28 protein-coding genes are annotated in these 25,804 nt (G+C 39.7%); 4 read left to right on the top strand and 24 right to left on the bottom strand.

Annotation, left to right across the window (positions count from 1 at the left end):
* The first annotated feature begins 244 nt into the window (after positions 1-244).
* The gene (locus B3R79_RS01365) at positions 245-466 is read left to right on the top strand and encodes an AbrB/MazE/SpoVT family DNA-binding domain-containing protein (RefSeq protein WP_001100856.1); all 222 of its coding nucleotides are present in this window, start codon (positions 245-247) and stop codon (positions 464-466) included.
* Positions 463-870: a type II toxin-antitoxin system death-on-curing family toxin gene (locus B3R79_RS01360; protein ID WP_293693310.1), complete on the top strand. Its 408-nt coding sequence runs from the start codon at positions 463-465 to the stop codon at positions 868-870. The genes B3R79_RS01365 and B3R79_RS01360 overlap by 4 nt, the downstream gene beginning before the upstream one ends.
* Before the next feature lie 93 nt (positions 871-963).
* Here B3R79_RS01360 and B3R79_RS01355 read toward each other — a convergent pair whose 3' ends face one another.
* From B3R79_RS01355 to B3R79_RS01305, 11 genes are all read right to left on the bottom strand, one after another.
* Positions 964-2,427, bottom strand: coding sequence for an ATP-binding protein (locus B3R79_RS01355; RefSeq protein WP_293693308.1), 1,464 nt, complete (start codon positions 2,425-2,427; stop codon positions 964-966).
* Positions 2,428-2,592: 165 nt separating this feature from the next.
* Positions 2,593-5,688 (bottom strand): type I restriction endonuclease subunit R, encoded by a 3,096-nt coding sequence (locus B3R79_RS01350; protein WP_293693306.1) that lies wholly within the window; start codon positions 5,686-5,688, stop codon positions 2,593-2,595.
* Positions 5,689-5,792: 104 nt separating this feature from the next.
* Entirely contained in the window at positions 5,793-6,884 is a 1,092-nt protein-coding gene (locus B3R79_RS01345; protein WP_293693304.1) for a HigA family addiction module antitoxin, read from the bottom strand.
* Positions 6,874-7,212: a type II toxin-antitoxin system RelE/ParE family toxin gene (locus B3R79_RS01340; protein ID WP_044781568.1), complete on the bottom strand. Its 339-nt coding sequence runs from the start codon at positions 7,210-7,212 to the stop codon at positions 6,874-6,876. Before B3R79_RS01340 ends, B3R79_RS01345 begins: the two co-directional genes overlap by 11 nt.
* Before the next feature lie 138 nt (positions 7,213-7,350).
* Positions 7,351-9,129, bottom strand: coding sequence for a restriction endonuclease subunit S (locus tag B3R79_RS01335; protein ID WP_293693298.1), 1,779 nt, complete (start codon positions 9,127-9,129; stop codon positions 7,351-7,353).
* A gap of 1 nt (position 9,130) precedes the next feature.
* On the bottom strand, positions 9,131-10,672 hold the full coding sequence (locus tag B3R79_RS01330) for a type I restriction-modification system subunit M (protein ID WP_293693296.1): 1,542 nt from the start codon (positions 10,670-10,672) through the stop codon (positions 9,131-9,133).
* A 314-nt stretch (positions 10,673-10,986) separates the two neighbouring features.
* The gene (locus B3R79_RS01325) at positions 10,987-11,343 is read right to left on the bottom strand and encodes a hypothetical protein (protein ID WP_018368153.1); all 357 of its coding nucleotides are present in this window, start codon (positions 11,341-11,343) and stop codon (positions 10,987-10,989) included.
* Complete coding sequence (locus B3R79_RS01320) at positions 11,340-11,705, bottom strand: plasmid mobilization protein (RefSeq protein ID WP_018166603.1); 366 nt, start codon at positions 11,703-11,705, stop codon at positions 11,340-11,342. Before B3R79_RS01320 ends, B3R79_RS01325 begins: the two co-directional genes overlap by 4 nt.
* Positions 11,698-11,988, bottom strand: a complete 291-nt coding sequence (locus B3R79_RS01315) for a DUF5962 family protein (protein WP_293693283.1) — start codon at positions 11,986-11,988, stop codon at positions 11,698-11,700. The genes B3R79_RS01320 and B3R79_RS01315 overlap by 8 nt, the downstream gene beginning before the upstream one ends.
* Before the next feature lie 10 nt (positions 11,989-11,998).
* Positions 11,999-12,853, bottom strand: a complete 855-nt coding sequence (locus tag B3R79_RS01310) for a phage replisome organizer N-terminal domain-containing protein (RefSeq protein WP_293693281.1) — start codon at positions 12,851-12,853, stop codon at positions 11,999-12,001.
* 11 nt (positions 12,854-12,864) lie between these two features.
* Positions 12,865-13,149 (bottom strand): hypothetical protein, encoded by a 285-nt coding sequence (locus B3R79_RS01305; RefSeq protein ID WP_001287945.1) that lies wholly within the window; start codon positions 13,147-13,149, stop codon positions 12,865-12,867.
* A 152-nt stretch (positions 13,150-13,301) separates the two neighbouring features.
* Between B3R79_RS01305 and B3R79_RS01300 the strand changes: the two genes are divergently transcribed.
* Together B3R79_RS01300 and B3R79_RS01295 are read left to right on the top strand one after the other, a co-directional pair.
* Positions 13,302-13,820 carry a helix-turn-helix domain-containing protein gene (locus B3R79_RS01300; protein WP_293693209.1) on the top strand — a complete coding sequence of 173 codons (519 nt, stop codon included), beginning with the start codon at positions 13,302-13,304 and terminating at the stop codon, positions 13,818-13,820.
* A 54-nt stretch (positions 13,821-13,874) separates the two neighbouring features.
* On the top strand, positions 13,875-15,029 hold the full coding sequence (locus tag B3R79_RS01295) for a site-specific integrase (RefSeq protein ID WP_293693208.1): 1,155 nt from the start codon (positions 13,875-13,877) through the stop codon (positions 15,027-15,029).
* A 144-nt stretch (positions 15,030-15,173) separates the two neighbouring features.
* Here B3R79_RS01295 and rpsI read toward each other — a convergent pair whose 3' ends face one another.
* From rpsI to B3R79_RS01230, 13 genes are all read right to left on the bottom strand, one after another.
* On the bottom strand, positions 15,174-15,566 hold the full coding sequence (rpsI, locus tag B3R79_RS01290) for a 30S ribosomal protein S9 (protein ID WP_154455316.1): 393 nt from the start codon (positions 15,564-15,566) through the stop codon (positions 15,174-15,176).
* A 22-nt stretch (positions 15,567-15,588) separates the two neighbouring features.
* On the bottom strand, positions 15,589-16,035 hold the full coding sequence (gene rplM, locus B3R79_RS01285; protein WP_154455317.1) for a 50S ribosomal protein L13: 447 nt from the start codon (positions 16,033-16,035) through the stop codon (positions 15,589-15,591).
* A gap of 190 nt (positions 16,036-16,225) precedes the next feature.
* Positions 16,226-17,182 carry a ketopantoate reductase family protein gene (locus B3R79_RS01280; RefSeq protein ID WP_293693207.1) on the bottom strand — a complete coding sequence of 319 codons (957 nt, stop codon included), beginning with the start codon at positions 17,180-17,182 and terminating at the stop codon, positions 16,226-16,228.
* Between the two features lie 114 nt (positions 17,183-17,296).
* Positions 17,297-17,812, bottom strand: coding sequence for an NYN domain-containing protein (locus B3R79_RS01275; protein WP_167829240.1), 516 nt, complete (start codon positions 17,810-17,812; stop codon positions 17,297-17,299).
* A gap of 30 nt (positions 17,813-17,842) precedes the next feature.
* Positions 17,843-18,592 (bottom strand): 23S rRNA (guanosine(2251)-2'-O)-methyltransferase RlmB, encoded by a 750-nt coding sequence (gene rlmB, locus B3R79_RS01270; RefSeq protein WP_154454091.1) that lies wholly within the window; start codon positions 18,590-18,592, stop codon positions 17,843-17,845.
* Between the two features lie 61 nt (positions 18,593-18,653).
* On the bottom strand, positions 18,654-19,211 hold the full coding sequence (locus B3R79_RS01265; RefSeq protein WP_414717723.1) for an NADPH-dependent FMN reductase: 558 nt from the start codon (positions 19,209-19,211) through the stop codon (positions 18,654-18,656).
* A 70-nt stretch (positions 19,212-19,281) separates the two neighbouring features.
* A complete protein-coding gene (locus B3R79_RS01260) occupies positions 19,282-19,506 on the bottom strand; it encodes a hypothetical protein (protein WP_293693206.1) in 225 nt (74 codons plus the stop codon).
* 415 nt (positions 19,507-19,921) lie between these two features.
* Complete coding sequence (locus B3R79_RS01255) at positions 19,922-20,320, bottom strand: Mini-ribonuclease 3 (protein ID WP_167829241.1); 399 nt, start codon at positions 20,318-20,320, stop codon at positions 19,922-19,924.
* Positions 20,313-21,659, bottom strand: a complete 1,347-nt coding sequence (gene cysS, locus B3R79_RS01250) for a cysteine--tRNA ligase (RefSeq protein ID WP_293693205.1) — start codon at positions 21,657-21,659, stop codon at positions 20,313-20,315. The genes B3R79_RS01255 and cysS overlap by 8 nt, the downstream gene beginning before the upstream one ends.
* A gap of 25 nt (positions 21,660-21,684) precedes the next feature.
* Complete coding sequence (gene cysE, locus B3R79_RS01245; RefSeq protein ID WP_154454095.1) at positions 21,685-22,302, bottom strand: serine O-acetyltransferase; 618 nt, start codon at positions 22,300-22,302, stop codon at positions 21,685-21,687.
* Positions 22,303-22,314: 12 nt separating this feature from the next.
* A complete protein-coding gene (locus B3R79_RS01240) occupies positions 22,315-23,064 on the bottom strand; it encodes an SseB family protein (RefSeq protein WP_293693204.1) in 750 nt (249 codons plus the stop codon).
* Positions 23,065-23,136: 72 nt separating this feature from the next.
* On the bottom strand, positions 23,137-25,269 hold the full coding sequence (gene pnp, locus B3R79_RS01235; protein WP_168261107.1) for a polyribonucleotide nucleotidyltransferase: 2,133 nt from the start codon (positions 25,267-25,269) through the stop codon (positions 23,137-23,139).
* A 203-nt stretch (positions 25,270-25,472) separates the two neighbouring features.
* Entirely contained in the window at positions 25,473-25,703 is a 231-nt protein-coding gene (locus tag B3R79_RS01230) for a GlsB/YeaQ/YmgE family stress response membrane protein (RefSeq protein WP_154454098.1), read from the bottom strand.
* Between the last annotated feature and the right edge of the window lie 101 nt (positions 25,704-25,804).

The following is a 25,804-nucleotide window of genomic DNA, read 5'->3' as shown; positions in this document are numbered from 1 at the left end:
GAGCTTTCTTCAAGCCTGGTTTTGGGTGACCGAAGTAAAATATCTATAAAAGCCTATTAAATTAAGCTTTCAAGAATCATTTTCATTAAAAATAGATACTTATAACCCAATCTTATAAATCATGGATTACCATTAGATTACCAAAATTATGTTTTCGGAGCTTATGTTATTGAGAAACAATGTGTATTCACTTTACTTTTTTGTAAGTTCGTTTTATAATGTATATACAAACGGAGGTAGAACCATGAATGTTATCTTGAGAAAAACAGGAAATAGTACTGTCATTACAATCCCCAATAAAATTAAAGAAACTCTTGGAGCAGAAATTGGAGAAGAAATTGAATTCGTCACTTCAGGAAATAACGTCATCATTCGTAAAGCTGAGCCAAAATTTGATTTTGATAAGGAACTAGAAAAAGCCATGAACCAATACGATGAGCTTTTGAAAGAATTGGTGGATAGATGAGGTACCTAACTGCTGAAGATATTATCAAAATCAATGTCATGGTTATTGGTAAATATTCTCCTAATGAACCTGTTGGCATTGCTGATCCAAACAGTCTTCAAATGATTGTTGAACAGCCTAAACAAGAGATTTTCGGAAAAGTTCTCTATCCAGATATCTACAGTAAAGCTGCTATTATCTGGATAAATTTGATTAAAAAACATCCTTTTTATAATGCTAATAAACGAACTGCTGTTCTTGCCTTGCATATATTTCTAGCAATGAATGGTTACCAATCCAATCTTTCCTTACAGGATGGACTTGAAAAGACAGTTGAAATTGCTACCTTTCAAGGAGATTTTGAAGATTTAAAGAAAACAATTATTCACTTCCTCAAGCAAGATGGAAACATAACAAAATTATAATTAAAAAGTGGTTATCAACTTTTCGTTGAAGACCACTTTTTATGTTCTACTGTATCCTACTGTATCCTACTGTATCCTACTGTATCCTATCTCTTAGAGGATAGGATAATTTTTCGTTAAAGTATAGTATTGATTTCTGTCATTTTTATTGGCACCATACCAGTCAACCATACCCAATTCTTGTAATTTTTTCATCGTTTTTACAATAAACTTACGACTTCTTCCTGTCAGTTCAATGGCTTTTGCAGTTGTCATCTTCTCGCCAGAATTATACATGTAGTGAACCAGCAATTGCTCGTCTGCATTGAGGTCTCCAAAATCAGAGAACTGTTTTTCTAGGTTGTCGCGTGTACGGAGATGGCGACTGACAATATTATTTTCAAGCGTCAGAACCACCTTATTTCCAGGCTCTGAGTATTTTGGTTCATGGAGAAAGGCTGATTCCATCTCTGAGTAAATCCGTTTAACACCTTCATTCATCTCACGGACCCAGCCAAACTCTGTCAGGGTTCTGGCAATCCGAGGATTTCTTGAAAAACGTTCATGCTTAATATTGTCAACGGTGACGATATTTGGCAATTTCCCTGGGCTATGTATCTCCAGTCGATCATCAAACATAAGCACACGAATATGGTCGCCATAGACAGAGTAATCACGGTGAGTAACAGCATTGACAACACCTTCAAACCAGGCAAATTCTGGATACTCAGGCAAAATTTGGAATTGCCCATTGTCATCTAGATATTGGAACTCACGCAGCTGGGTACGAATAAAATCACGAGCCTTGATAATCAGGCTTGGCAGAGCATCATCAAAGGTCACTTCCTTAATGACATTAAAGCTACTACCTGTCCCCATGTCCGTGCCATCAAACCGCTGAAAACGAACACGAGCTTGAGGGAAGAAAGCTGATGGGTATTTACCAAAAAGCAAGATAGCAGCCTTGGTCAATTTTCCATTGACCAGAAAACGCCGAGCTTTGAGAATTTCTTCTGTAGAACGGTCTGCAATGTCAAATCGATTCTTGAAATCCTGAACCAGGTCATCATCAATGTCTTCCAAGGTTGCGTCAGCCACAACTTCATCCTCAAAGAAACGTTGTCCTTTATCATAGCTGAGTTGAGTTCGTTGTTCATAACTGAGCTTAACTGTCTCATCACCCTGACGCAGGTAAACCTCATCATTAGGCGCAGCAATCACTCGGTTTGAAGACAATTCAACTGAGATAACCAAAATCACATCTTCTTCACCTTTATGGTTTCGCACAGGGATTTCTTCAAAAGATAGATCCAAGGGAGCGTCACGCATCTCACGGTCAATCTTTTTGAAATCGTCTATGGGATAAGCCCTGCCGTCCTTGAAACCAGTGATAATGTTATCCTGCTTCTCATCTTCAATACCAATAACCAGCTGACCACCATCTGCATTAGCAAAAGCAATCAGGTGTTTAAGCAGTTCAGACGGTTTCTTTCGAGCGGATTTCCTGTCTAAATGTTGGCTTTCTGGAGAGAATTGGTAGTGGGATAGGGTTTGAATTAAATCCCTTTTGTTTTCCAAGTGTAAGCCTCCTTCTCAATATCAAACAGCACATTTTTGGAACAACTGTCGTCTCCAAATAAATGATAAGTCAGCTTTTTATACCACTGATATAATGCCTTTGATATTTTTTAAAATGTCAACTGTAAAGTTTGTCTCTTCTATGTCTAGAAGAAATAATAATGGTTAAATTTCTCCACCAATCCCCTTAAATACCTCTACCAAATCCACAATTTTTTCAAATACCGTCTGCTTTTTGGTACGATATTGGGGATTGAGGGGACTCATCTTAGGAAGTGCTTCATTGAGAGCATTACCATTTTCACTGGCATACTCTCGTTTGAGTGACATCTGAATATAGCGGCTAGCACTCTCTACATTCAATCCCTCAGTCTCAATCAAATTAGCCACTGCTTCTTTTTGTTTTTGACGGGCAAATGTATAAAATTGCTCCAAGATATCTGACTTCTCAGAAAAACTGTCCAAGTCACTGGCATTGATAAAATCCACGATCAAACTTTCCTTAGCTCTCTGACCCAGACTAGCACGGATAGTTCGTGTAATTTCTTCAATGAGTTGATCCTTGTCAGATACCTTTTGGTTGGTTTCAAAAATCAATTCCAGAATATAGTCCAGATTGATTTCCTGTGATTTCAACAACTCCACTTCAAAGACAACCGCATCCCAATCGATTTCGGAATCGCTATTCTGCTGATTCCGCCTCTCATTGTCATACCAGGACTTGATATCATTGTAAGTAGAGCGATAATCTTGAATCTCACGAATACTTGGGATGTCCATTTTAGAAAGTTCCGCAACGGCTTCGTCGTCCAGATGAAAACGTTCTTTGAACTCTGCCACAGCTTCTGCGTCTGTAACATCTAACTCTTGCAAAGCCTGCAAACTCATGAAATCATCATAGTTCTGCAAGATATTATCCAAACGCAAGAACTGGCCAAATAGGGTCACAAATTCTTTCTTATCACTTTCTTTACTAATCGTCGCAGGATCCGGGAATTTTTCCTGTAATTCTTTAACGACTTCCAAATACCCTTTTTGCTCTTGACCAGCCTCAATATAGCCAGTCATGTAGTCGTCGTAAGAGCGCTCCAACAGAATATCAGCCGTCTCAGTCTTCCCAAAAAGCTTAATCGCATCTGTCGTTGCCTTCTCCAAATCACGAAAGGTGACGATATTTCCAAACGTCTTAGTCGCATTGTAAATCCGATTGGTTCGAGAAAAAGCCTGAATAAGTCCATGATAGCGTAGGTTTTTATCCACAAAAAGTGTATTCAAGGTTGGAGCATCAAAACCAGTCAAAAACATACCGACGACAATCAGCAAATCCACCTCGCCAGACTTAACTCGCTTAGCTAAATCACGGTAATAGTTTTGAAACTCATTGCCATTGATACTAAAATTAGTCTGAAAAAGGCGATTATAATCGGAAATCGCTCCACTCAAAAATTCCTTACTACTAATATCTGCCAAGTCAGCAGGGCTGAATGTCTCGTCATCAATCTCCCCAATCGCAGCCTGCTCCTCATTTGCTGCATAAGAGAAGATGGTTGCAATCTTCAATGGTTTATCTTTTCCAGCTTGTTGGTCTTGCAACTCTTGGTAGTAAGCCTTGGCCGCCTCGACACTTGACACGGCAAACATAGCGTTAAATCCTTTACCGTTTTGTCTATGTGTCTTTTGATTAAAATGTTCTAAAATATAAGCCGAAATCTCTGTAATCCGTGTTGGATGAAGTAGGGCTTTTTTATTTTCAGCAGCAGATAATTTCCCTAAATCTTGCTCACTTTCCAACGACTTAAACTGTGGACGAACATCATTGTAATCCACCTTAAATTTCAACACCTTTTGGTCGCGGATAGCATCAGTAATGACGTATGCATGAAGCTCCCGACCGAATACAGAAGCTGTCGTCTCACTGCCTAAAGCATTTTCAACTTTAATCGGCGTGCCTGTAAAACCAAACTGACAATACTTCTTAAACTTTTGTTTTAAGCGCTTTTGAGCCTCGCCAAACTGTGAACGGTGGCATTCGTCAAAGATAAAGACCACTTGCTTGTTGTAAATCTCATGCTGTGCTTCACTAGACATAAAGTTATTGAGCTTTTGAATCGTCGTCACAACAATCTTATTGTCATCTTTTTCGATATTGCGTTTAAGTCCAGCTGTGCTATTTGACCCATTAACTGAGTCAGGTGAAAAACGCTGGTATTCTTTCATAGTCTGGTAGTCCAAGTCTTTCCTATCAACCACAAAGAAAACCTTGTCCACTTTATCCATCTCAGTCGCCAGTCTCGCAGCCTTAAAACTGGTCAAGGTCTTACCAGACCCCGTCGTATGCCAGATATAGCCGCCAGTCTCAGGACCACTTTTGATTTTGCTGTCAATGGCCGATCGAATCTTCCAAATAATCCGCTCCGTCGCAGCAATCTGATAGGGACGCATGATTAGGAGGGTATCACTAGTATCAAAAACTGAGTAGTTGATGAGAACGTTTAAGAGCGTTTGTTGACTGAAAAAGGTCGCTGTAAAATCTTTCAAATCCTTAATAGGATCATTATTTTTCAGTGCCCAGTTCATAGTAAAGTCAAAAGAATTTTTCTCTCGCTTAGTGGTATTAGCAAAATAGCGAGTATCCGTCCCATTTGAAATGACAAAAATCTGGAGATACTTGAAGAGTGAATTTTCTTCATTAAAACTCTCCTTGCTGTAACGGTGAACCTGATTAAAAGCCTCACGAATAGCCACCCCACGCTTTTTAAGCTCAATTTGTACTAAGGGTAGCCCATTAACCAAAATGGTCACATCATAACGGTTACTTGAAGTCCCAACTTGAGACATTTGATTAATGACCTGAAGCTTATTTCGACTGATATTTTTCTTATCCCAGAGATAAATATTTTGGATATGCCCATCGTCAAAGATAAAGTCGTAGATGTGGTTACCGTGGAGCTTTCGGGTGCGGTCAATCAAACCATCACTAGGCTTATTGAGGTACTCCTCTAAAAAGCGGAGCCATTCCGCATCGGTAAAGAGCACACCATTTAAAGTCTGCACCTGCTCACGGAGATTGAGTAAGAGGGCATCTGGCGTTCGCAAGTCCGGTCGATAATCATAGCCCTGGGCCTGCAAATCCGCAATCAGCTCCTTCTCCAAATCAGCTTCTGTCTGATAATGACCTGGCTGTACTGACTTCACATATTTGTCCAAAACGATGAAGTTGTTGGATTCGATAATCGGGTCTGTTTGAATAATATCAGTCATGGTTGCTCCTTATGAAATAGTTGATATGATGAATACTCTTTTTATAACTAAATTATACCAAAAAACGAGGATTGAAACATCCTCGCACCTTACTCCAAAATGATTTATACCGCATTTCCCCTGATAATGATATTGTAACTAATTTTGAGCTCTTGATACTGACTGTAGTCTAAAAAACCTTCTTTTTGAAGCCTTCCCAAAACAATACTTGGATGGATACCGATTTCATGAGCAAAGCCAATAATGGATGATTTGTCAAAAGATTTTTCTGCGATAAACTTTTTGTATTCTTTCGTAGGAATTAGAAATTCCTGAGCAAATTCATCCGCTTTTTTCTCTTTTTCTTCGTAAGCATCCTTATCATCATAATCTGAATAAAAATCATTATGTAAAATATGACCTAATTCATGGAAAAATGAGAACCAAAAAATATCGGAACGCTTATTTTTATCAGTTAACAACAATAATACACTACCATTTTTAAACCGTTTCGTCGCACCGTTCAGATTGGCATTTTTTAGTTTTGGAAGTCCCACCAAACAAATGCCACATTCCAATAATTTTGAATGTAATATTGGGTAAAATTCTCCACCATCTTTCAAGGTCATCTCTCGTAGTTCTGGTAGTATTTTCTCTAATTTTGACTTATTAAACTTTGTCTCAGTTGCATCTTTTGATAATTTTATTGCCAACTCAAGCATAACATTTGAATTTACCACCGAACGCTCATCAAAACCTTTTGTATTTCGATAACTAACAAGCTGATTGAACTGACTCAAATATGTAAGATTTGAAATTTGAAAAAGCTTTCTAAGCTCCGCCACTTTTTGTAGCATGGTATATCTGCCCTGGGGAACAAAGCCATGTCTTTTGAAATAATCAAAATCAATCAACTGACAAATCTCTTTTTCATCTTGATTTTGAAGTTCCTCTATTTCAATAACTTTTGCATCATAGCTCGCTTGAAGATTTAACCAAGTAAGAATTGATACCCCCGTTAATTTAAATAGCTTATTAGCAAGATCCTTACTGACCGAAATTTTACCATTTACCAATTTACTGATTGTTTTTGGGGTTGTCCCTAAACGAATCGCAAACTCTTCTTGGGACATATTTAAGTCTTCTATTATTTCTTCGACATAAGAACCTGGATGGAAAGCGATTAAATCTTTATAGCTTTGAATGTTATGAACCATAATGATTACTTACCTCCTCAATTTGAATTATTTTAATACTCTGGGCATTGGAAAATACTGTGTCTTTCTCCTCATCAAAGCAGACGATCAGTCTGTAAGAACCTCTACGACCGTCAATATCCAGAGCATATTCTCCCTCTCTATCTCCTTTTAAATCATGAAAATGATAAGTAGGAAATGCGATTACGGAAGCGAGATTGTCAGCACTCTCAATAAAATTGACCAACTTGTGCAACTTTTGGGCAACCTTATCCGAAAAGTCTTTCTTTGCTATCCTCAAATTTGTACACTGTTTTTCAACTGTTTTATTATTATATTGGATTTGCATTCATTCTCCTTTCACAATCTCTGCCAAAATTACCTTTTTGGTAATTTTATTTTACACTATTATTTGCTATATGTAAATCAATATCCCGTCAAATCAAAAAGAATTGCAGTTGAACCACAATTCTTTTTCTCATTCTATTTATTCGTATTTGTTGGGAAAATTGAGCAAGATATCTCTAAAATACTCATATTGCTTCTGACGCAATTCAATTTCCTTTGGCAAACCTTTAGAAATTGAAGTCGTTAACTCATCGAACTTGTCGAGGATAGCAACGATGCGAGATTGCTTCTCAAGTGAAGGGAGATTAATGATGAATTTCTCCATATCTTTAGCATTGATACGAATAACTTTTGTTCCCGTAACTTTTTTCTCTTTTTGTCCTTGAAAGTGAATGGACTTAAAGAAGTAATTCAAAAATCTTGAGTGTTGAGTAGTTTTCGCTATATAAGCATCTCCCGAAATCCCTACTTCTTCATTCCCTTCCCAAACGACTGCCTTGCCAACATCTTCAACATTTTCGGAAGTTGTCGCCATGACAATATCCCCTGGCTGAGCTTTCCTTAATTTAGCAAAAACACTTTGGTCAGTGAAAGAGATTGTCTTATCCGTCGAAAAGCCATAGCGAGTGTAAATCTGACCGTAATGAATAACGGGGTAACCCTCTTCTGTAAAATCTTTCTTCTGAAGACCATTTCCACGAGTAAAGGTGCAAATTGCCCCCAACTCTACCCGTATCGGACCAAAGACCCACTGCAAGAGCCTAATCAGGTCTTGTCTGTACTGTACTGTACTGTCAGTGTACACGCCTTCGGCGGTGAATGTCAAGAGTTTTTCTCTAAAATAGTCATACTGTTTTTGGCGTAGCTCAATCTCCTTGGGTAGTCCGATATTGAGGTCATTGCAAACTGCATCAAAGTTATCGAGAACTTGGACGATTCTATTTCTTACTTCCTGTTTTGGATACGCTAACTTTATACTATTCAAGTTCTGCTGATTAAGTTTAGGTTGTGCCGCTCCAGAAATGTACGGAGTCAAATCAATATGGTTCAAATAATAACTAACATATTTTCTATCGATATCACTTTCAAACTTCAAAACATGTGCATGATTATTTATCCATGATTTACCAGTTACTGAAAAAGCGATTGGTGTCTTTCTAGCAATTAGATTAGCTCCATCCTCAGATACTAGAAGATAATCGCCATCAAAAATATAATCATCTACATAATCAACAATACCCGAAGCTCCATAATATGGATATCTCCCAGAAGAACGACTACCTTTGGTTACTGGCTTGCGTAAGTAATCTAGATTTTCAGCCATCTCCCCCAATGTCTTCCATTCAACCTGATAAACCTCATCTTCAAAAGAGAGGAGTTTATCACGATAAAAAGAGTATTGCTTTTGGCGTTCGGTCAATTCTGCGGTCAATTCTGTAACATATTCCGTGAATTTGTCAAGTATTTTGACGATTTCTTTTTGGATTTCAATAGGTGGGAGAGGAATTTGAAACTCCTTTAATGTAGATAATACAATATATGACATTGCAGCCTTTTTTGTATTAAGCTCCAAGTATCTTTTCAAATCGTATCGAATATAATGATACAGATATTTTACTTGAATGTTTTCATCAAACTCAGTTAAAACATAAGTCCTCTGATAAGCTTCAAATTTCCCCGAGTAGTATTTAACATCACCAACATTAGCATTACCAGCAATTAATAACGCCTCTTCATCCCATCTATAAGTATTAATCCAGCTAATTTCCTTGGCGGTTGTAAAAAACGGAAACCTTCCACCATCAATAGCTGCATTTGCATTAAGCTTCCCTGTTTCAATTTTACACAATTCACCTAAGGTTTTCCACTCCACACCATTGGGACAGTTGCCTTTGATTAACTCATCAATGTAGGTCATATCAGCTCAACTCCTCGACAATCTTATCAATCTCAGTCCGCAAGCGGTCAATGTTTTTCACGGTCTCAGCAATTTCTTTGTTTAATACATCAATATTAATCTTCTCACGCGTATCCTCTTTTTCCACATAGGTAGATACAGAGAGGTTATAGTCAGCTTCTGCAATTTTTTCTTGGGAAATGAGCTGTGCGAAATAGTCTTCATTGTTCTTGTCCTTAACACTTGCCAGAATTTTCTCGATATGCTTATCTTCCAAGACATTATTGGTTTCTTTTTTAAATTGCTGGCTAGCATCAATAAAGAGAACATCTGTTGTCGACTTATTCTTAGCAAGAATAAGGATACAGGTCGCGATAGACGTCCCAAAAAAGAGATTATCAGGCAACTGAATAACAGCCTCAACAAAGTTTCCGTCTACCAAATATTTGCGGATCTTTTGCTCCGCACCACCACGATAAAAAATCCCAGGGAAGGTCACAATAGCCGCCCTGCCTTTATTAGACAAATAAGAAAGGCTATGCATGATAAAGGCAAAATCTGCCTTAGATTTAGGTGCCAGAATCCCTGCTGGTGCAAAACGGTCATCATTGATCAGCGTCGGGTCATCGCTACCAATCCACTTAATAGAATAAGGCGGGTTGGACACAATAGCATCAAAGGGCTTGTCATTACCATGCTTAGGATCCAGCAGCGTATTACCACGCTCGATACTAAACTTGTCATAGTTGATATTATGGAGGAACATGTTCATCCGAGCCAAGTTATAGGTGGTCATGTTAATCTCCTGACCGTAAAAACCATCCTCAATGATATGCTCTGTAAATTGTTTTTTGGCTTGAAGGAGGAGGGAACCCGAACCACAAGCAGGGTCATAAATCTTGTTGATTTTATTTTTCTCGTCCTTCCCTAGCATGACGATACGGGCTAGGAGGCGTGAGACACTCTGTGGGGTGAAAAACTCTCCACCAGATTTCCCAGCATTGGAAGCGTAGTTTGAAATCAAGTACTCATAAGCGTCCCCAAAAAGGTCAATATGGTTGTCCTCAAAATTCCCAAAGTCAAGACTGGCAATACCTTCTAGAATAAGGGCTAGGCGTTCATTACGCTCTGGGACGGTACTTCCCAGCTTATTACTTCTGGTGTCCACGTCGTCAAAAAGACCTTTGATATCATATTCACTGGCATAACCCGTCGCACTCGCCTCAATAGCATCAAAAATTTCTTTGAGCTCCGTATTTAAGTTGTCGTTACGACGAGCTGTTTTCACGACATTGGAAAAAAGCTGCGCAGGCATAATGAAGTACCCCTTTGTCTTAATCGCATCATCCTTAACCTCAGGTGTGATTACTTCATCCGGAATCTCCTCATAGTTGAAGTCCTCACCACCCTCGATATAAGTCTTGAAATTTTCACTGATAAAACGGTAAAAAAGGATTCCCAAAATATATTGTTTGAAATCCCAACCATCTACCGCACCACGGACATCATCTGCGATTGCCCAGATTTTGCGGTGCAACTCTTGCCTTTGTGCTTGTTCTGACATCTTCAAATCCTCACAGTCTTTAATATTTCTATTATACCATTTTTCCCTACTTCTCACACGTTTTCTCAAGGGGTTTGGGGATTTGCTCCAAGTGTTTAAATCCATCACCTAAAGGAGCTGTCTGCTCACTTTTGGTAGTGGATTTTTTGCGATAGTGTGTATACACTATCTGAGCTCGCAAAGACCTAAAATTATGTTTTTGTATCAATTCTAAATTCCCCGTGCCAGACACGGTGGCTGACATTGTCAGACAATCATTTTTTAGAAGGACATAAGAAAACCGCAGATAAATTCCTGCGGTTTCATTTACTTATTTAATGTTTAGTAGACTTCTTTTTCAGGTTAACTGAGAGTCCCTTTTCCAATTCATCCAATAATTGAGTTATCAACTGACCAAGTTCTATAAAATTCTGTTGTGAAATATTTCCAACCTGAGTTGAAAACTTGGCAATCCTATTAATTGATCTGCCAATCTGAATGAATCGCTCTGTCAGTTGCTCATACTCTGGAAAATTAATCGTCCATGATTCAATCTCTTGGTTAAATAATTTCTTTCTGGCAAAAGCGGAAAAGTTTGACTCTTTTTCATTAGCCATTAATGCTAACAATCTTTTATTCTCATCCTCAGTCAAAAAGACTTGCTTCACGATATTTTTAATTCTATTTTTCATTCATCCACTTTTGATAGTAACCTCGCCTTTTTCGTTTTATGGTATTTAAGGAACGATTTTTCATATTTTTCAATCATTTGAACACTGTAAGTCATAGCTCGTAATGCTTGAAGATCCTGAGATTGCTCTGCTATCCTTGCTAACTGATTGATATTATTTTTAATTCGCCTCAAAGAAAATATCAAGTCTTCAAATGAAGTTTCATCAAATACCACAACAATAGGGAATTTCTTAAATAACATTTTCCTAGCATAGTTAGAAAAATTCCTTAAACCTGTATAACTGATAAGGTAGTTTAGCGTTTGATTCTGCGATTTTGTGATATAGAATTTTTTCAGAACTGTTCGATAACGCTCAACCACGATAAATTCTCCTTGTGTATTTTTCTGCCTGAGACACATCGTATTCCCTCAAATATTCTAAAAGTTCCTGATAATCTTGCAACAGCCCTTCTTCTAAATTTGGGAAGTCATTTTCTCTACTCTGGATAATAATTTCTAATTGATTGACAATTTCTCTAATTGAGAAACTATAATCCAGGGTTTCTTCCTCATACTCTATTTTTAACCCTTGATACCGTTGTAACTCTTCTTCTGATTTAAAACCAGCGACTAGCATATTCTCCAATTGATAATAAATTGTCATTCTACTCTCCTTATCCCTTTTGGTAAAACTTTCTAGCATTTTCATGAGCAATTACCTTAGCTTCCAATAATCGCTCATCTTTTAGGTGCTCCATAGAGCTCATTAAATAGGCTAATGGTGACTCTACATCATTAGGAATACGATCTATCATTCCCAAGACTTCATCAGAAGTCATATAGCCTTCGCTTAAAAACTGTCCAATCGCCATTTTTTGCTTATGCGTTAGGGTGTAATTATAGGGGTAAATAAAACGATCGTTATATCTATCCGCAATCACTTGCAAAAGGGAATAATACTCTGGTTTGAGATAAGTTGTTGACTGATCTTCTGTCTCTCTAGAACTATTATCTAGTATATTCTTATTCTCTTTCTGATTCTTGTTCTTAATCTGTTGCGTTACTTGACCGTTACTTTCCGTTACAGGTAACGTTTCTGTAACGTTACATTCTATTAATAAACTATCTTGCCCACTTACTAGAGCTTTTTGCTTTTGACGATGACGAGCCACTCTTTCTCTTGTTTGTTTACGAATTTTTTCTAGACCATCAATATTCTGATGTTTCTCCCATTTAGGAATTGTGACTGCTCCATCCACAAAAGCAATCATTCCAAATTGTTCAAATGTTTTCAGAGCCAGCTTCACAGTCGTTGACTTTCTCCTAAAGACTGTAGTTAACATCTCTTCTGTATAAAAGACCTTATCTCCTAGAGCTAAGACTCCACTGTAATTCTGTTTACCTGCTAAAACGAGTAGTTTAAACCAGATGACAATTAAAGTATCTCCTTCGGGCATTGACTCAATCAACTGTATTTTTTCATCATCAAAGATACCTGTAGTAATCTTAATCCATTGTACTTCACTCATACGTGTACCGCCTATCTTTCATATTGCTTTAGCCATCTAGTGACCGCTCGTTTATCGTACAGAGTCACACCATCAATGACCATTGTAGGCATTCCTTCTCGTGTCCATTTTTGAAGGGTTGTCGTTGACACATCCAGCCACCTAGAAAGGGCTGCCATCCGAACCATAGGTTTGTATAGTTCTTTATCTTCTAGCGCTCTTTCAATTGCTGTAGAGACCATTTCATCATAATGTGCCCTTAACTGTTTTTCCAAAACTTTAGGAAGTTGAACAACTAAAGTCGCTTCTTCAGACATATTATTACCTCGTTTCCATTTCTCAATTAAATAAACTCCGAAATTTGTATATTTTATTATACATTTTAAATTATAAATACTTTTTGTATTCTTGTCAAGTGGTATTATACTTTTTGTATTAAATGTGGTAGAATATCAATTAGGAGGAATCTATGACTAATAATATAGCTAAACTTATAGAAGAAAGTGGCAAAAAAATAAAAAGTATCAGTGAAGCGCTAGATATATCCTACCCAACACTATCTAGCTATAACCAAGGAATACGAAAACCTAAAAAAGAGAATGCTCAAAAGTTAGCGGATTATTTTGGTGTCTCAGTGGCATACATCCTTGGAATTGATGAAGAAAAGTACGCTCCGTCAAATTTAAAAATCGTCACTGATAGTTTCAAGACATCTGAAATTACTTCTGTAACACCTTTTAAAAGCGATATGGAGAAGCTTAAGAAAGGAATCGAACTAGGAGAGATTCATTTGTCTATGCCCTTAAATGAAGGCTTCTCAGACGATTTTAGGCGCATTTTAGCGTGCTACTTGATCAATCATGAGGAAGAATTCATGAAAACTTTCACTAAACACATGAATAGTTTAAAACGAGAGTCAGAAATTTGGCAAACCTGGATTCAGACTGAAGAATACCGAATTAGACAAGAAGACCGACACAAAAAATAAACGAACAGTTTCTCAATTACATAAGCTCCGAAAACTTAGAAACGGAGAACTGTTATGTCTGTACACAAGTACCAATTTACAAAAGGAGTCACCTATTTTGTTAAAGTTTACCTTGGTCTAAACGACTACGGTAAGAAAAAATATTATACTAAACGAGGATTCAAGACGCGCAAAGCTGCCAAAGCTCATGAAACTGCTGTTAATCATCAGTTGAATAGTGGAACTCTTGTCCATATTACTGCTCAAACAACCTACACTTACCAAGAGCTTTATCAAAGGTGGTATGAAGCTTACAAAGATACTGTTGAAGCAACTACTGCAGTCAAAACTGCCGACCTCTATCGCCTACATATTCTTCCTGTTTTTGGAGAAAAGAAAATTTCAAAAATCAGTCCTTTAGACTGTCAATCCTTCATCACTGACAAAGCCAAGACATTCAAAAACATGAAGCAAATCAAATCTTATACTTCTAAAATATTTGAATTTGCCATTAATATGAATTATATTGAACGAAATCCTATGAGTAAGGTTATTATGCCGAAACTCAAAAAAACCGTCAGTGAGAACTATTGGACAGTTAACGAGTTGCATCATTTTTTGACAATCATTTTAGAAAATGAACCTTATAAACATTATGCACTATTTCGATTACTAGCATACAGTGGGTTACGAAAAGGAGAGCTCTACGCCCTCAAATGGGAAGATTTTGATTCTGAGAATCAACTATTAACAGTCAGCAAAAGTTTAGGAAGAATAGATGGTCATGCCATTGAAAAAGGAACTAAAAATACATTCTCTGTACGCTCTATATATCTTGATGATGAAACCTGTTCTATCCTCAACAAATGGAAACAGGAAACTAGCAGAGAAAAGTGGCAATTATCAGTACAACCTCTTTCTCTCGACAAAGAATTTATGTTTACATACTGCAACCGAGATGGTGAGATAGAACCCTTACACGCTGACTATATCAACAATATTCTAAAACGTATTATACGTAAGCATAATCTTAAAAAGATTAGCCCACATGGGTTTAGACACACTCACGCAACCTTGATGATTGAAATGGGAATTGACCCAGTCAATACTGCTAAACGCTTAGGCCATGCAAGCAGCCAGATGACTTTAGACACTTATAGCCATGCTACAAAAGCTGGTGAAAAACAGTCAATTACAAAATTTGCAGAGTATCTTAATAAGGCTAAATGAACTAGATTTATTGCTCAGCCTCATATTGACCAAAAACCAAGTCTCGAAAGATTACCAAAAGGATTACCAAAGCACTTTTTTCATCAAAAAAAGCACCTTGCGAAAACTTCGCAAAGTGCTCTGAAACGTTGATATAACTGAATATTAACGTTTTGAGAATTGTGATGCCTTGCGGGCTTTTTTAAGACCTGGTTTTTTACGTTCAACCATACGTGCGTCACGTGTAAGAAGACCTGCACGTTTAAGTGAAGAACGGAAATCTGGGTCAACTTGAAGAAGAGCGCGTGCAATACCATGACGGATAGCGCCTGATTGACCTGCGTAACCACCACCTACAACGTTAACGAAAACGTCGTATGAACCTTCAGTTGATGTTACTGCAAATGGTTGGTTGATAACAAGACGAAGGTCAGCATGTGGGATGTATTCTTCTACATCTTTTTTGTTAACTGTGATTTTACCAGTACCTGGAACTAAACGTACGCGTGCAACAGCGTTTTTACGACGACCAGTACCTGTGTATTGTGCTTGTGCCATTTAATAGATGCTCCTTTCTCTCTTAGATAAGTCCTTTGATATCAAGTACTTCTGGTTTTTGTGCAGCATGTGTATGCTCGTTACCAACGAAGACTTTCAATTTCATACCTTGTGCACGTCCAAGAGTGTTGTGTGGAAGCATGCCTTTAACTGATTTTTCAATCAAGCGAACAGCGTTTTTAGAGCGAAGTTCACCTGCTGAGATTTGTTTCAATCCACCTGGGTACATTGAGTGAGTGTAGTAGATTTTATCAGTTGCTTTTTTTCCAGTTAATTTAACTTTTTCAGCATTGATAACAATCACAAAGTCACCTGTATCAGTGTGTGGTGTAAATGTTGGTTTGTTTTTTCCGCGAAGTACGCTAGCAACTACTGCAGAAAGACGTCCAAGAGGTACATCTGTTGCGTCAACAACGTACCATTTACGTTCAACTTGGCCTGGTTTGGCCATGAATGTTGTTTTGTTCATGAGTTCTCCTATACGAATTCGTTTTTGTTTACAAAGTGTGGGTGTTCCGAATCCACGAGTTATTTGAAAGGTTCCGGGGCCTTACAAATGGGGTAAACAATACCATCTATTATAATAACAGAAAAGATAGTAGTTAGTCAAGCATTACCTACTATCTTTTTTTATGTTTTGTATTTCTTGATAGCTTGATTTAACGGTATTTTCGGGTATTTTCCGCTAAATGAACCAAGTGTCTTAGAAAATCATGTGTTTTAGCTTGATAGCCGTATTTTTGCCCTAAATCATAAATGTAGCCATTGATATAATCCACTTCTGTTTGGCGCCCTTTACTCATGTCTTGATACATGGATGGGTAATGCAGTGGGCTTGTCACCTTGCTTACATAATGGATGGTTTGCCATTCTTCGTCACGACTGCCCAAGGGTTTTATGCCCGCTAAATCAGCAACATCGTAAGCTTCGTCAATCAGCTGACGACCTAGCTTTTCAGCCCCTTCGTAATCAATAAACTGCCCCATCCGAATTTCAAATAGCGTACAAATCGTATTGATGACTGAATTAAAGACTACTTTGGTGTAAAGTGTCCCTAAAAAGTTATCCGTGAGATGAGGGGTCAAATTGGAAGTTTCAAAATCAGCAACAATCTGTTTTTGGACAGCATCAAGATTGCCTGATTGGGCAGCTAGATTCACCGAACCCGATCCTGCTTTTCCGATGAAGTCAACATCACCCGCCCCTTTTAAGACTGTTCCAATCAAACAAGTTCCTGCCAAGACTTTTTCTGGTACAAAATAACGATTCAAGGCTTCAATGTGCCCCACACCATTCATTCCTGTGAAAACGTGCTGTTCTTCACGGAAAATATGTTGGCTACGCTCGAGCAAGGTTGCTAAGTGCATTTGCTTATCAAAAACCAGCAAAACATCAGGTTTACCTTTATACTCTTCAGGTCGCTGAAGGGGTATCGGCACCAAGTGCCTGTCTTTGCCATCGCGAGATTGGTAGACCCCACCTTGCTCTGTCACGGTCTTTATATGCTCTTCCCAAGTGTCAATAAAATCCACCTGCGCTCCAAGATGCTCTTTAAGCAACAACCCAAAACGCAAACCCATAGCGCCACTTCCTAATACGGCATAAGTTAACTGCATAAAACTCACTCCCTTAATGCCCTACATTATATCACGTTTGTCAAACCAAAAGGGACCTAGCAGTTATACAAAATACTTATGGCTAGCTATAACTTTTGAAAGGGCAGCAAAAACTTAGGACAAATCATTCAAAAATTGCTTAAGCTGGTCTAATTGGCTATCATTCCAAGGGCGAAGTTTAGGCGTTGACAAATCAATCTGCCGTGACATTTTCCTCAAATTAGAGCCGATCTCGGCAACCCGCTGCTCCAACTCACGCGCCGACACGCGCAAGGCACCTTGTGAGAAAATCGTCCACTGCTCATTTAAATCGCTGGTTGCTACTTCCACCAAATGACGTGGTGTGTTTAATTCTGCTGCGGTGCGTTCAATATAAGCGTCAGCCGTTTCATCTTCTTCTGTAAAAATCACTTGGATTTTGTACTGGTCATAACGTTGGCGAACACCAGGGACGTATTGGGCATCAAACACGCAAATAATATCAATATGCTCAAAATGGGCATAGTTGTTAAGCCTGCGTAACAAGAGCGTTCTGGCAGCATCAAGCTGATTCTTTTTGAATAATTGACGTGTTTCTTGCCAAAAAGCAATCATATTGTAACCATCAACCAAAAGGATTTTTTGCTTCATTTTGTTTCCTTCCTAGAGGTTTTTGAGGGTTTAGCCTAATTTATGACGGAAAACCTCGTACATCAAAATCGCAGCTGCTACGCTGGCGTTTAGGCTCTGAACGTGTCCGTTCATAGGAATGGTTATCATTTCATCGACTTGCTTTTTGATATTTGGTGAAATGCCTTTTCCTTCGTTACCAATAATCAAGGCTAATTTCCCTGCGGTATTCCACTTATGGCTAGGGGTGCCGTTCATGTCCGTTCCAAACACCCAAAAACCTTGCTCTTTTAGTTTGTCTAGGGTTTGGCTGAGGTTGGTCACGCGGGCAACAGGAACATGTTCCACAGCACCTGTTGACGTTTTAGCCACAACAGGCGTCACTCCGACCGCACGGTGTTTGGGGATAATCACCCCTGCCACATTGGTTGCGTCAGCCGTTCGCAAAATAGACCCAAAATTATGAGGGTCATTTAAACCGTCCAAAATCAAGATAAGAGGATTATCCTCTTGATTGGCTTTATCTAAAATGGCATCCAAATCAGCATAAGAAAAAGCGGATACTCGCAAGACAAAGCCTTGGTGAACGGCGTGGTTAGTCATGTCATTCAAAGTTTTTTTAGGCACCCATGAAATAGACACTTTCTTGTCGGCAGCCAATTGTTTCATGCTTTCTACGTTTTTGCCGTGCAAGTCATCTTGAATGTAGAGTTTATTTCCAGTATTGGCGGCCAAGCTTTCTGTAACAGCGTGCACACCATAAACAATATCAGTCATGTCATTAAGTTCTTTTTTCTTCATAGGACTATTATAACACGAAAGCCAGTCCTCATACGAGAACTGGCTCAGTTTATTTAGTAGCTTACTTGTCATCTGCTGATATCGCAGCAAGAAGGTTTTTGATTTGGGTTTCTAATTGGTTTACAACATCATCAGAAACAACGAGTTTGTTATCTCCCCAAGCTTCTGGGTTAATTGGAACACCTGTGAAAGGTTCCACCACGCGTGTTCTAAGCCAATTCAACAAAGGGATGAGTTGTTCAAAGACATCTTCTGGAGATTGTCCGTTAGCCACACAAGAAGCTGTGACAAATTTATCTTGCAAGGCCGATGGTCCACGCAAGTCAGACAAATCCAAAGAACGGCTCAACCAATCCAAAGCATTTTTCAAGCTTCCTGGAATAGCATGGTTATAAGCTGGCGTGAAAATCCAAAGGGCATCTGCTGCCATCACTTGATCGCGAATAGCTTGGATTTCTGGTAAGACTGGGATTTCTAAATCTTGGTTCATTAAAGGTAAATCAACACTAAGATATGAAACGTCCACGTGTTTTGGCAATAGACTTTCTACTTTTTTCGCTAATTGTTCATTAAACGATCCTTTACGTAGTGATCCAACGATAAAGACAAGTTTAACCATAATGTGACTCTTTTTCCTTCGTTTTTCAGCAGTCTATCGCATCAATTTACAAAGTCAAAGACAAAAATCATTATTTGTCGAGTAAAATACTTTCCAAACCGCTGGTCATGGCAAGCTGAATCATAGCAGCTACTTCTTCAACCGAACATTCATCAGGCTTGGTCAATTGCCATTTAATCGTGGCTAAGGTGTTTTCCGCAAATAAGGTCTCAAAGTAATGAAGCCGATACTGTGGCACATGAGGGTACTTGTGCGAAAAAATATCCAAAATAACCTTTTCAATCGTGGCTTGCATTTCCCTGTCAGGATGGTATTTGGGAAAATCCAGCGAAAAATCACTTTGAGCAAGTCTTTTTGCTTGGGTAAATTGTCAAAATAACGCACCACAAGTGTCAAATCTAAATTTCCCGTTTCCAAGGATTCTTTCAGTTCCTGCCCATACTGAGTGAGGTAGTCCTCGCAAATGCACTGAACCAACTCCTCTTTTGACTGGTAAAACAAAAAGTTGTTCGATTGATATTGGCCAGAGTTGTGATATCCGTTATTCTGATTTTGGAGTAGGGCTTTTCTAGCAACAAGTCCAGCATAACGGTCTTGATTTTTTGGTCTGTAAATTCTGATAACACTCGATTTTTCATCGTCACCTCATTAGTCAAAAGACACAAAGAAAGATTAGCCTCGCTTTGACTGACCAAGACTAATCTTTTATCTCAATTCTCGTTTTCAATTGTTTGAATGCACCAATCAATGAGCTCTTCCAGACGCTCAATTTGGTCTGTCATGTGCAGATAGCCCATCACGGCTTCAAAACCTGTTGACATCCGATAAGTCACAACGTCCGCATTTTTTGCCTTGGTGTGACTGTTGGTGTTGCGACCGCGTTTGTAGATATCTTCTTCTTTTTCGGTCAATAGCTGCGCTTCTAGCATCAGATTGATAAGGTAAGCTTGGGCTTTGGCAGACACGTACTTAGTTGCCTTGCGGTGCAATTGATTGGGTTTGGTTAAGCCTTGAAAAATCAAGTGCTTGCGAATGTACATGGAATAAACCGCATCGCCTTCAAAAGCTAGGGCAATACCGTTGATGAGATTGACATCTACCTTAGTCACGTGTCCACCTCACCCCATCTTTGGTATCTAGCAGTTTGATACCTTGTGCGGCCAATTGGTCACGAATGGCATCGGCAGTCGCAAAATCTCTGTTGGCACGCGCTTCTTGGCGTTTTTCAATCAAGGCTTCGATATCCGCATCCAAGACTTCTTCTTCAAAGACAATACCAAAGACAGCCAGCATAGCCGCAAAAGTATCCTTAACCGCTTGGTCATAATTGCCTGAGTTAATCCATTTTGCCATGTTAAAGACAACAGTGATACCATTTGCGGTGTTGAAATCATCGTCCATAGCCGCTTCAAAATCAGCCTTGAAAGCCGCCAATTCAGCTGAATCAACTGCTTGACCTAGAGGCAAGGTATACGTATTTTTCAAATATTTCAAATTGACAGAAGCGTCATGCACGGCTTTTTCTGTGAAATTGATAGGTTTGCGGTATTGTTGGGTGGCAAGGAAGAAACGCAACACTTGCCCGTCCACTGTTTTCAACATATCGTGGACTGTCACAAAATTACCCAGCGATTTTGACATTTTTTCATTGTCCACATTGACAAAACCGTTGTGCATCCAGTAGTTTGCAAAGGTCTTGCCAGTCTTGGCTTCTGATTGGGCAATTTCATTGGTATGGTGCGGAAATTCCAAATCGGCTCCCCCACCATGAATATCAATGGTATCGCCAAGAAGGGTTGTCGCCATAACCGAGCATTCAATATGCCAACCAGGACGCCCCTCACCCCAAGGACTTTGCCAAGACACGTCGCCAGGTTTGGCTGCCTTCCAAAGCGCAAAATCCAACGGATTTTCCTTAATATCGCCTTCGCCGTCCACACGACCACTGGCCCCCACTTCCAAATCAGCTAGGGTTTTGTTGGCCAGTTTAGCATAATTATGGCTTTTGGCTACACGGAAATACACGTCGCCACCAACCTCATAGGCAAATCCCTTATCTATCAAAACACTGACAAAATCAATAATCTCGTCCATGTAATCAATAACACGTGGATTTTTAGTAGCAGGCTTGACGCCTAGTTGTTTCACATCTTCCAAGAAAGCAGCGATGAATTTGTCTGAAAAAGCCTTGGTATCCATACCAGCTTCAGCCGCACCTTTGATGATTTTATCATCCACATCCGTGAAATTAGAAATGTAGTTGACCTTGTAGCCACGGTATTCAAAATAGCGGCGAATAGTATCAAAAGCCACCACGCTACGTGCATTTCCAATGTGAATGTAATTGTAAACCGTTGGTCCGCAGACGTACATATTAACCGTATTTTCGGTTATGGGCACAAATTCACGCAAACTTCGAGTCATTGTATCATAAATCTTAATTGTCATCTTTTTTCTCCACTTGTCGTTTGGTCTAAAGTTTTGACGAATGCAAGCTTTGATAACGGGCTTCTTCCAACTTAGACGTGTAGTATTCGCGATTTTCTTCCATATCGTGAATAATCGTTTCGTCTTTTTTCCCGTGAACACGCACCACTTTTGCTGGCACCCCAACAACGGTCACATCTGCTGGCACATCTGAAACCACAACAGCAGCCGCACCGACTTTCGCATTTTTTCCGATTTCTATAGGACCAATCACTTGGGCGTGGGCGGACACTAGGGCTCCCTCACGCACGGTTGGGTGGCGTTTACCAACGTCTTTTCCCGTACCACCAAGGGTAACACCATGGTACAGCATAACACCTTTTTCAACAATGGCCGTTTCCCCAACGACAAGCCCTGAACCATGGTCAATAAAAACGCCCTCAGCAATTTCAGCACCAGGATGAATTTCAATTTGCGTCCAAAAACGCCAAAACTGACTGTGCATCCGCGCCAACAATTTAAAGCCGTGTTGCCACAAAAAATGGGATAAGCGATGGGCCGCTAAAGCTTTTATACCAGGATACGTTAAGATAATTTCCAGAGAGTTACGAGCTGCTGGATCATTCTTCTTAACGATTTCAATTGTTTCTTTCCACCAACCCATAGACACTCTCCTTTACTCATCAATTTCTGACCAATTCACTAAAATTTGTTGTTCGTCAAACGGATTGATCACCACACCAACCGTTTCGTCAATATCGTTTTCACCATGTCCTGGCTGGTAAATTTCCGCTAAATTCCAAACCAAAATGCTGCCCTGTGCTTTACGGAAAGGCAAACCAAACTCATCGTGGTTATACCATTTTGCAAAACTTTGCAGGTTTGAAAAGGCAGGCACGTAGCTTTCCCCGTCAGGTGTTGACATGGTTGGGAACATACGGTCAAAGCTTTCGTCATCACGTGGATGCACAAAAGCTGGCACCAGATAGAACTTATCAAGCACATCCGCAGCGAGATTGTCATCCCCCATGAGCTTGTTTAAAATCGTGGTGTAAGCATTTAAAAATTGAATGAATTCGCTGCTCTTGAAAATGGTTGAATTGCCAAAATCACCTGATTTTTTCAAGTTAAAGACAATACCGTACAAGCCTTTTTCAATTACTTCTCTTAAAATGTCAATGGCTAGGCGTTCCACCCACTCTTGTTCTCTAGCACTGGCTTGGTCTTGTTTAAAAGTTTCTAGATCCTCTTGATCTGTAAAGACTGGAGTGACTTTTTGCCCTTCTACCTCAACGGCATAAGGCTCTTTGCTCGCCAATACTGGAGTATTGTGTAAAGCATTGACTAAAGCAACGCTATCTAAAAAGTTATCTGGTGCGTTGACAAAAGCACGCAAACGCAAGTCCAGTTCATTTTGATTTGTCATATTTCTATCCAAAATGGATTATCCACGACCTCTTTGTCAGAGAGCTTGGATAAAGCCACTATTCCTTCTTTTTTAGTCTGTTTCTTTTGGTGTACGCTCAACACGTTTTGGGCGTGGCAAGAGGGCTTTCATCGAAGCATCCACACGTCCTTTGTCGTCAACTTTGATGACTTTGACGTCAACTTCTTCACCGACTTCTAGGACATCTGCCACATTTGCCGTGCGAGTCCATGAGATTTCTGAAATGTGAACAAGGGCATCTGTCTTGTCAAAGAGGTTGACAAAGGCGCCGAATTTTTCAATACGAACCACCTTGCCACGGTAAACTTCACCGACCTTGGCTTCACGCACCAAACCAGCAATAATCTCTTTGGCACGGTCAATAGCTGCTTGGTCTGAAGAGAAGATCGATACATTTCCATCTTCGTCAATGTCAATCTTAACACCTGTTTCTTCGATGATTTTATCAATAGTTTCGCCACCTTTACCGATAACCACCTTGATTTTATCCACATCAATCTTAATGGTATCAATTTTTGGTGCAGTTGGTGCTAATTGAGCACGTGGTTCTGGAATGGTTGCCTCAATCAAGTCAAGGATTTCAAAGCGCGCTTTTTTCGCTTGAGCAAGGGCCTCTTGCAAGATTTGTGGGGTAATGCCTTCAATCTTGATATCCATTTGAAGGGCCGTAATCCCTTCGCGAGTTCCCGCCACTTTAAAGTCCATGTCACCAAAGTGGTCCTCAAGACCTTGAATGTCCGTCAAAATAGTGTAGTTGCTACCGTCAGAAATCAAACCCATGGCAATCCCTGCAACAGGAGCTTTGATTGGCACACCACCTGCCATAAGCGCCAAGGTTCCCGCACAAATTGATGCTTGTGATGATGACCCATTTGATTCCAAGACTTCGGCAACAAGGCGAATCGCGTATGGGAATTCTTCTAAGCTAGGAAGAACTTGGGCAAGCGCACGTTCGCCAAGTGCACCGTGACCAATTTCACGACGGCCTGGAGCCCCATAACGTCCCGTTTCACCCACCGAATATTGTGGGAAATTGTAGTGGTGCAAGAAGCGTTTTTTGTATTCTGGGTCAAGACCATCTACAATTTGAGTTTCTCCCATTGGAGCAAGGGTCAAGACAGACAAAGCTTGGGTTTGCCCACGAGTGAAAAGCCCTGAACCATGCACTTTTGGCAAGAAATCAATTTCAGCATCCAAAGGACGAATTTCATCCACACGACGACCGTCAGGACGAATTTTATCTTCGGTAATCAAGCGGCGGACTTCAGCGTGTTCCATTTGTTCAAGGATTTCAGCCACGTCACGCATGATGGTTTCAAAGTTTTCATCCTCAGCGTAGCGTTCTTCATAAACGGCTCTGACTTCTTCTTTGACAGCTTCTGTTGCGGCTTCACGCGCTTTTTTCTCTTCCACTTGCACCGCTTTTTGCAAGTCAGTATTGTAGGCAGCGATAATTTCAACTTGCAAGTCAGCGTCCACTTGCAACAATTCCACCTCAGCTTTTTCTTTACCAACTGCTGCCACGATTTCTTCTTGGAAGGCAATCAATTCACGTACAGCTTCGTGTCCTTTAAGAAGGGCTTCCAACATGATATCTTCTGACAATTCTTTGGCGCCTGATTCTACCATGTTGATGGCATCTTTGGTCCCTGCAACAGTCAATTCCAGAAGAGAAAGCTCTTTTTGTTCGGCTGTTGGATTGATGATAAAGTCACCGTCGATATAAGCCACTTGCACGCCAGCGATTGGGCCATTAAATGGGATGTCTGAGATAGACAAGGCAAGCGAGCTGCCAAACATGGCTGCCATTGGAGCGCTAGCATTTTCATCGTAAGACAAAACGGTGTTAATCACTTGGACTTCGTTACGAAAACCTTCTGCAAACATAGGACGAATAGGACGGTCGATCAAGCGGGCCGTTAAAGTGGCATCTGTTGTCGGACGCCCTTCGCGTTTGTTGAAACCACCTGGAAATTTCCCAGCAGCGTACATTTTTTCTTCGTAGTTAACTTGAAGTGGGAAGAAATCCCCCATAGACATCTTCTTAGACATGACCGCAGCGCTAAGAACGGTTGATTCACCATATCGTACCACAACGGCACCGTTGGCTTGTTTGGCTACTTGTCCAATTTCAACTACAAGGGGTTTCCCCGCAAAAGTCGTTTGAAAAGTTTGTTTTGACATGATTATTCCTCATAAAACCTTTATTTTGATACGCCCGTTTTCTACAAAAACCAACCTGTAAAAGCCAACAATCTTACAAACTCGTCTTTGCATAAAACTACGTATCCCTATTATTTTATCATAATTAAACAGAAATTTCAGACTCTTATCGTCAATTTTTCAAAAAGAGGCTAGGACAGCGCTACCCCAACCTCTTATAGTGTTTATCTAAATAACAAATCCACAACAGCAATAACAATAATAGCCCCTAAAACCGAAGGTAAGATTGCCATGCCTGCTAGAGAAGGTCCCCAGTAACCAAATAAGGTTTGACCAACATAAGAACCAACCAAACCAGCAAAAATGCGGTAGATACAACCCATGGATTCCCCTCTATTTGTAATGCTACCAGCAATCATACCAATCAAGGCACCAACTATCAATGACCCAATCATCTTTTTGTGACCAACCTTTCTTAAAAACAGTTTCTAACATATCTTTACCCATTGTATCATAAAAGCCTCCCAAAAAAACATGGGAGGCTTCATTTATAGAC

Source organism: Streptococcus sp. UBA3373 (assembly GCF_002360305.1).
GTDB lineage: Bacteria > Bacillota > Bacilli > Lactobacillales > Streptococcaceae > Streptococcus > Streptococcus alactolyticus.
The sequence above is the reverse complement of the archived record's forward strand: the minus strand, read 5'-3'. Positions and strand labels throughout refer to the sequence as shown.

Excerpts from the sequence above, each read along its gene's own strand:
- B3R79_RS01305 (WP_001287945.1), bottom strand. The coding sequence starts at position 13,149 with ATGTCTGAAGAAGCGACTTTAGTTGTTCAACTTCCTAAAGTTTTGGAA.
- B3R79_RS01230 (WP_154454098.1), bottom strand. The coding sequence starts at position 25,703 with ATGATTGGGTCATTGATAGTTGGTGCCTTGATTGGTATGATTGCTGGT.
- B3R79_RS01240 (WP_293693204.1), bottom strand. The coding sequence starts at position 23,064 with ATGACAAATCAAAATGAACTGGACTTGCGTTTGCGTGCTTTTGTCAAC.
- B3R79_RS01300 (WP_293693209.1), top strand. The coding sequence starts at position 13,302 with ATGACTAATAATATAGCTAAACTTATAGAAGAAAGTGGCAAAAAAATA.
- B3R79_RS01310 (WP_293693281.1), bottom strand. The coding sequence starts at position 12,853 with ATGAGTGAAGTACAATGGATTAAGATTACTACAGGTATCTTTGATGAT.
- B3R79_RS01350 (WP_293693306.1), bottom strand. The coding sequence starts at position 5,688 with ATGACTGATATTATTCAAACAGACCCGATTATCGAATCCAACAACTTC.
- B3R79_RS01335 (WP_293693298.1), bottom strand. The coding sequence starts at position 9,129 with ATGACCTACATTGATGAGTTAATCAAAGGCAACTGTCCCAATGGTGTG.
- pnp (WP_168261107.1), bottom strand. The coding sequence starts at position 25,269 with ATGTCAAAACAAACTTTTCAAACGACTTTTGCGGGGAAACCCCTTGTA.
- rpsI (WP_154455316.1), bottom strand. The coding sequence starts at position 15,566 with ATGGCACAAGCACAATACACAGGTACTGGTCGTCGTAAAAACGCTGTT.
- cysE (WP_154454095.1), bottom strand. The coding sequence starts at position 22,302 with ATGGGTTGGTGGAAAGAAACAATTGAAATCGTTAAGAAGAATGATCCA.
- B3R79_RS01275 (WP_167829240.1), bottom strand. The coding sequence starts at position 17,812 with ATGAAGCAAAAAATCCTTTTGGTTGATGGTTACAATATGATTGCTTTT.
- B3R79_RS01260 (WP_293693206.1), bottom strand. The coding sequence starts at position 19,506 with ATGCAAGCCACGATTGAAAAGGTTATTTTGGATATTTTTTCGCACAAG.
- B3R79_RS01315 (WP_293693283.1), bottom strand. The coding sequence starts at position 11,988 with ATGACAATTTATTATCAATTGGAGAATATGCTAGTCGCTGGTTTTAAA.
- rlmB (WP_154454091.1), bottom strand. The coding sequence starts at position 18,592 with ATGAAGAAAAAAGAACTTAATGACATGACTGATATTGTTTATGGTGTG.
- B3R79_RS01265 (WP_414717723.1), bottom strand. The coding sequence starts at position 19,211 with ATGGTTAAACTTGTCTTTATCGTTGGATCACTACGTAAAGGATCGTTT.
- rplM (WP_154455317.1), bottom strand. The coding sequence starts at position 16,035 with ATGAACAAAACAACATTCATGGCCAAACCAGGCCAAGTTGAACGTAAA.
- cysS (WP_293693205.1), bottom strand. The coding sequence starts at position 21,659 with ATGACAATTAAGATTTATGATACAATGACTCGAAGTTTGCGTGAATTT.
- B3R79_RS01345 (WP_293693304.1), bottom strand. The coding sequence starts at position 6,884 with ATGGTTCATAACATTCAAAGCTATAAAGATTTAATCGCTTTCCATCCA.
- B3R79_RS01340 (WP_044781568.1), bottom strand. The coding sequence starts at position 7,212 with ATGCAAATCCAATATAATAATAAAACAGTTGAAAAACAGTGTACAAAT.
- B3R79_RS01330 (WP_293693296.1), bottom strand. The coding sequence starts at position 10,672 with ATGTCAGAACAAGCACAAAGGCAAGAGTTGCACCGCAAAATCTGGGCA.
- B3R79_RS01360 (WP_293693310.1), top strand. The coding sequence starts at position 463 with ATGAGGTACCTAACTGCTGAAGATATTATCAAAATCAATGTCATGGTT.
- B3R79_RS01280 (WP_293693207.1), bottom strand. The coding sequence starts at position 17,182 with ATGCAGTTAACTTATGCCGTATTAGGAAGTGGCGCTATGGGTTTGCGT.
- B3R79_RS01365 (WP_001100856.1), top strand. The coding sequence starts at position 245 with ATGAATGTTATCTTGAGAAAAACAGGAAATAGTACTGTCATTACAATC.
- B3R79_RS01295 (WP_293693208.1), top strand. The coding sequence starts at position 13,875 with ATGTCTGTACACAAGTACCAATTTACAAAAGGAGTCACCTATTTTGTT.
- B3R79_RS01325 (WP_018368153.1), bottom strand. The coding sequence starts at position 11,343 with ATGAAAAATAGAATTAAAAATATCGTGAAGCAAGTCTTTTTGACTGAG.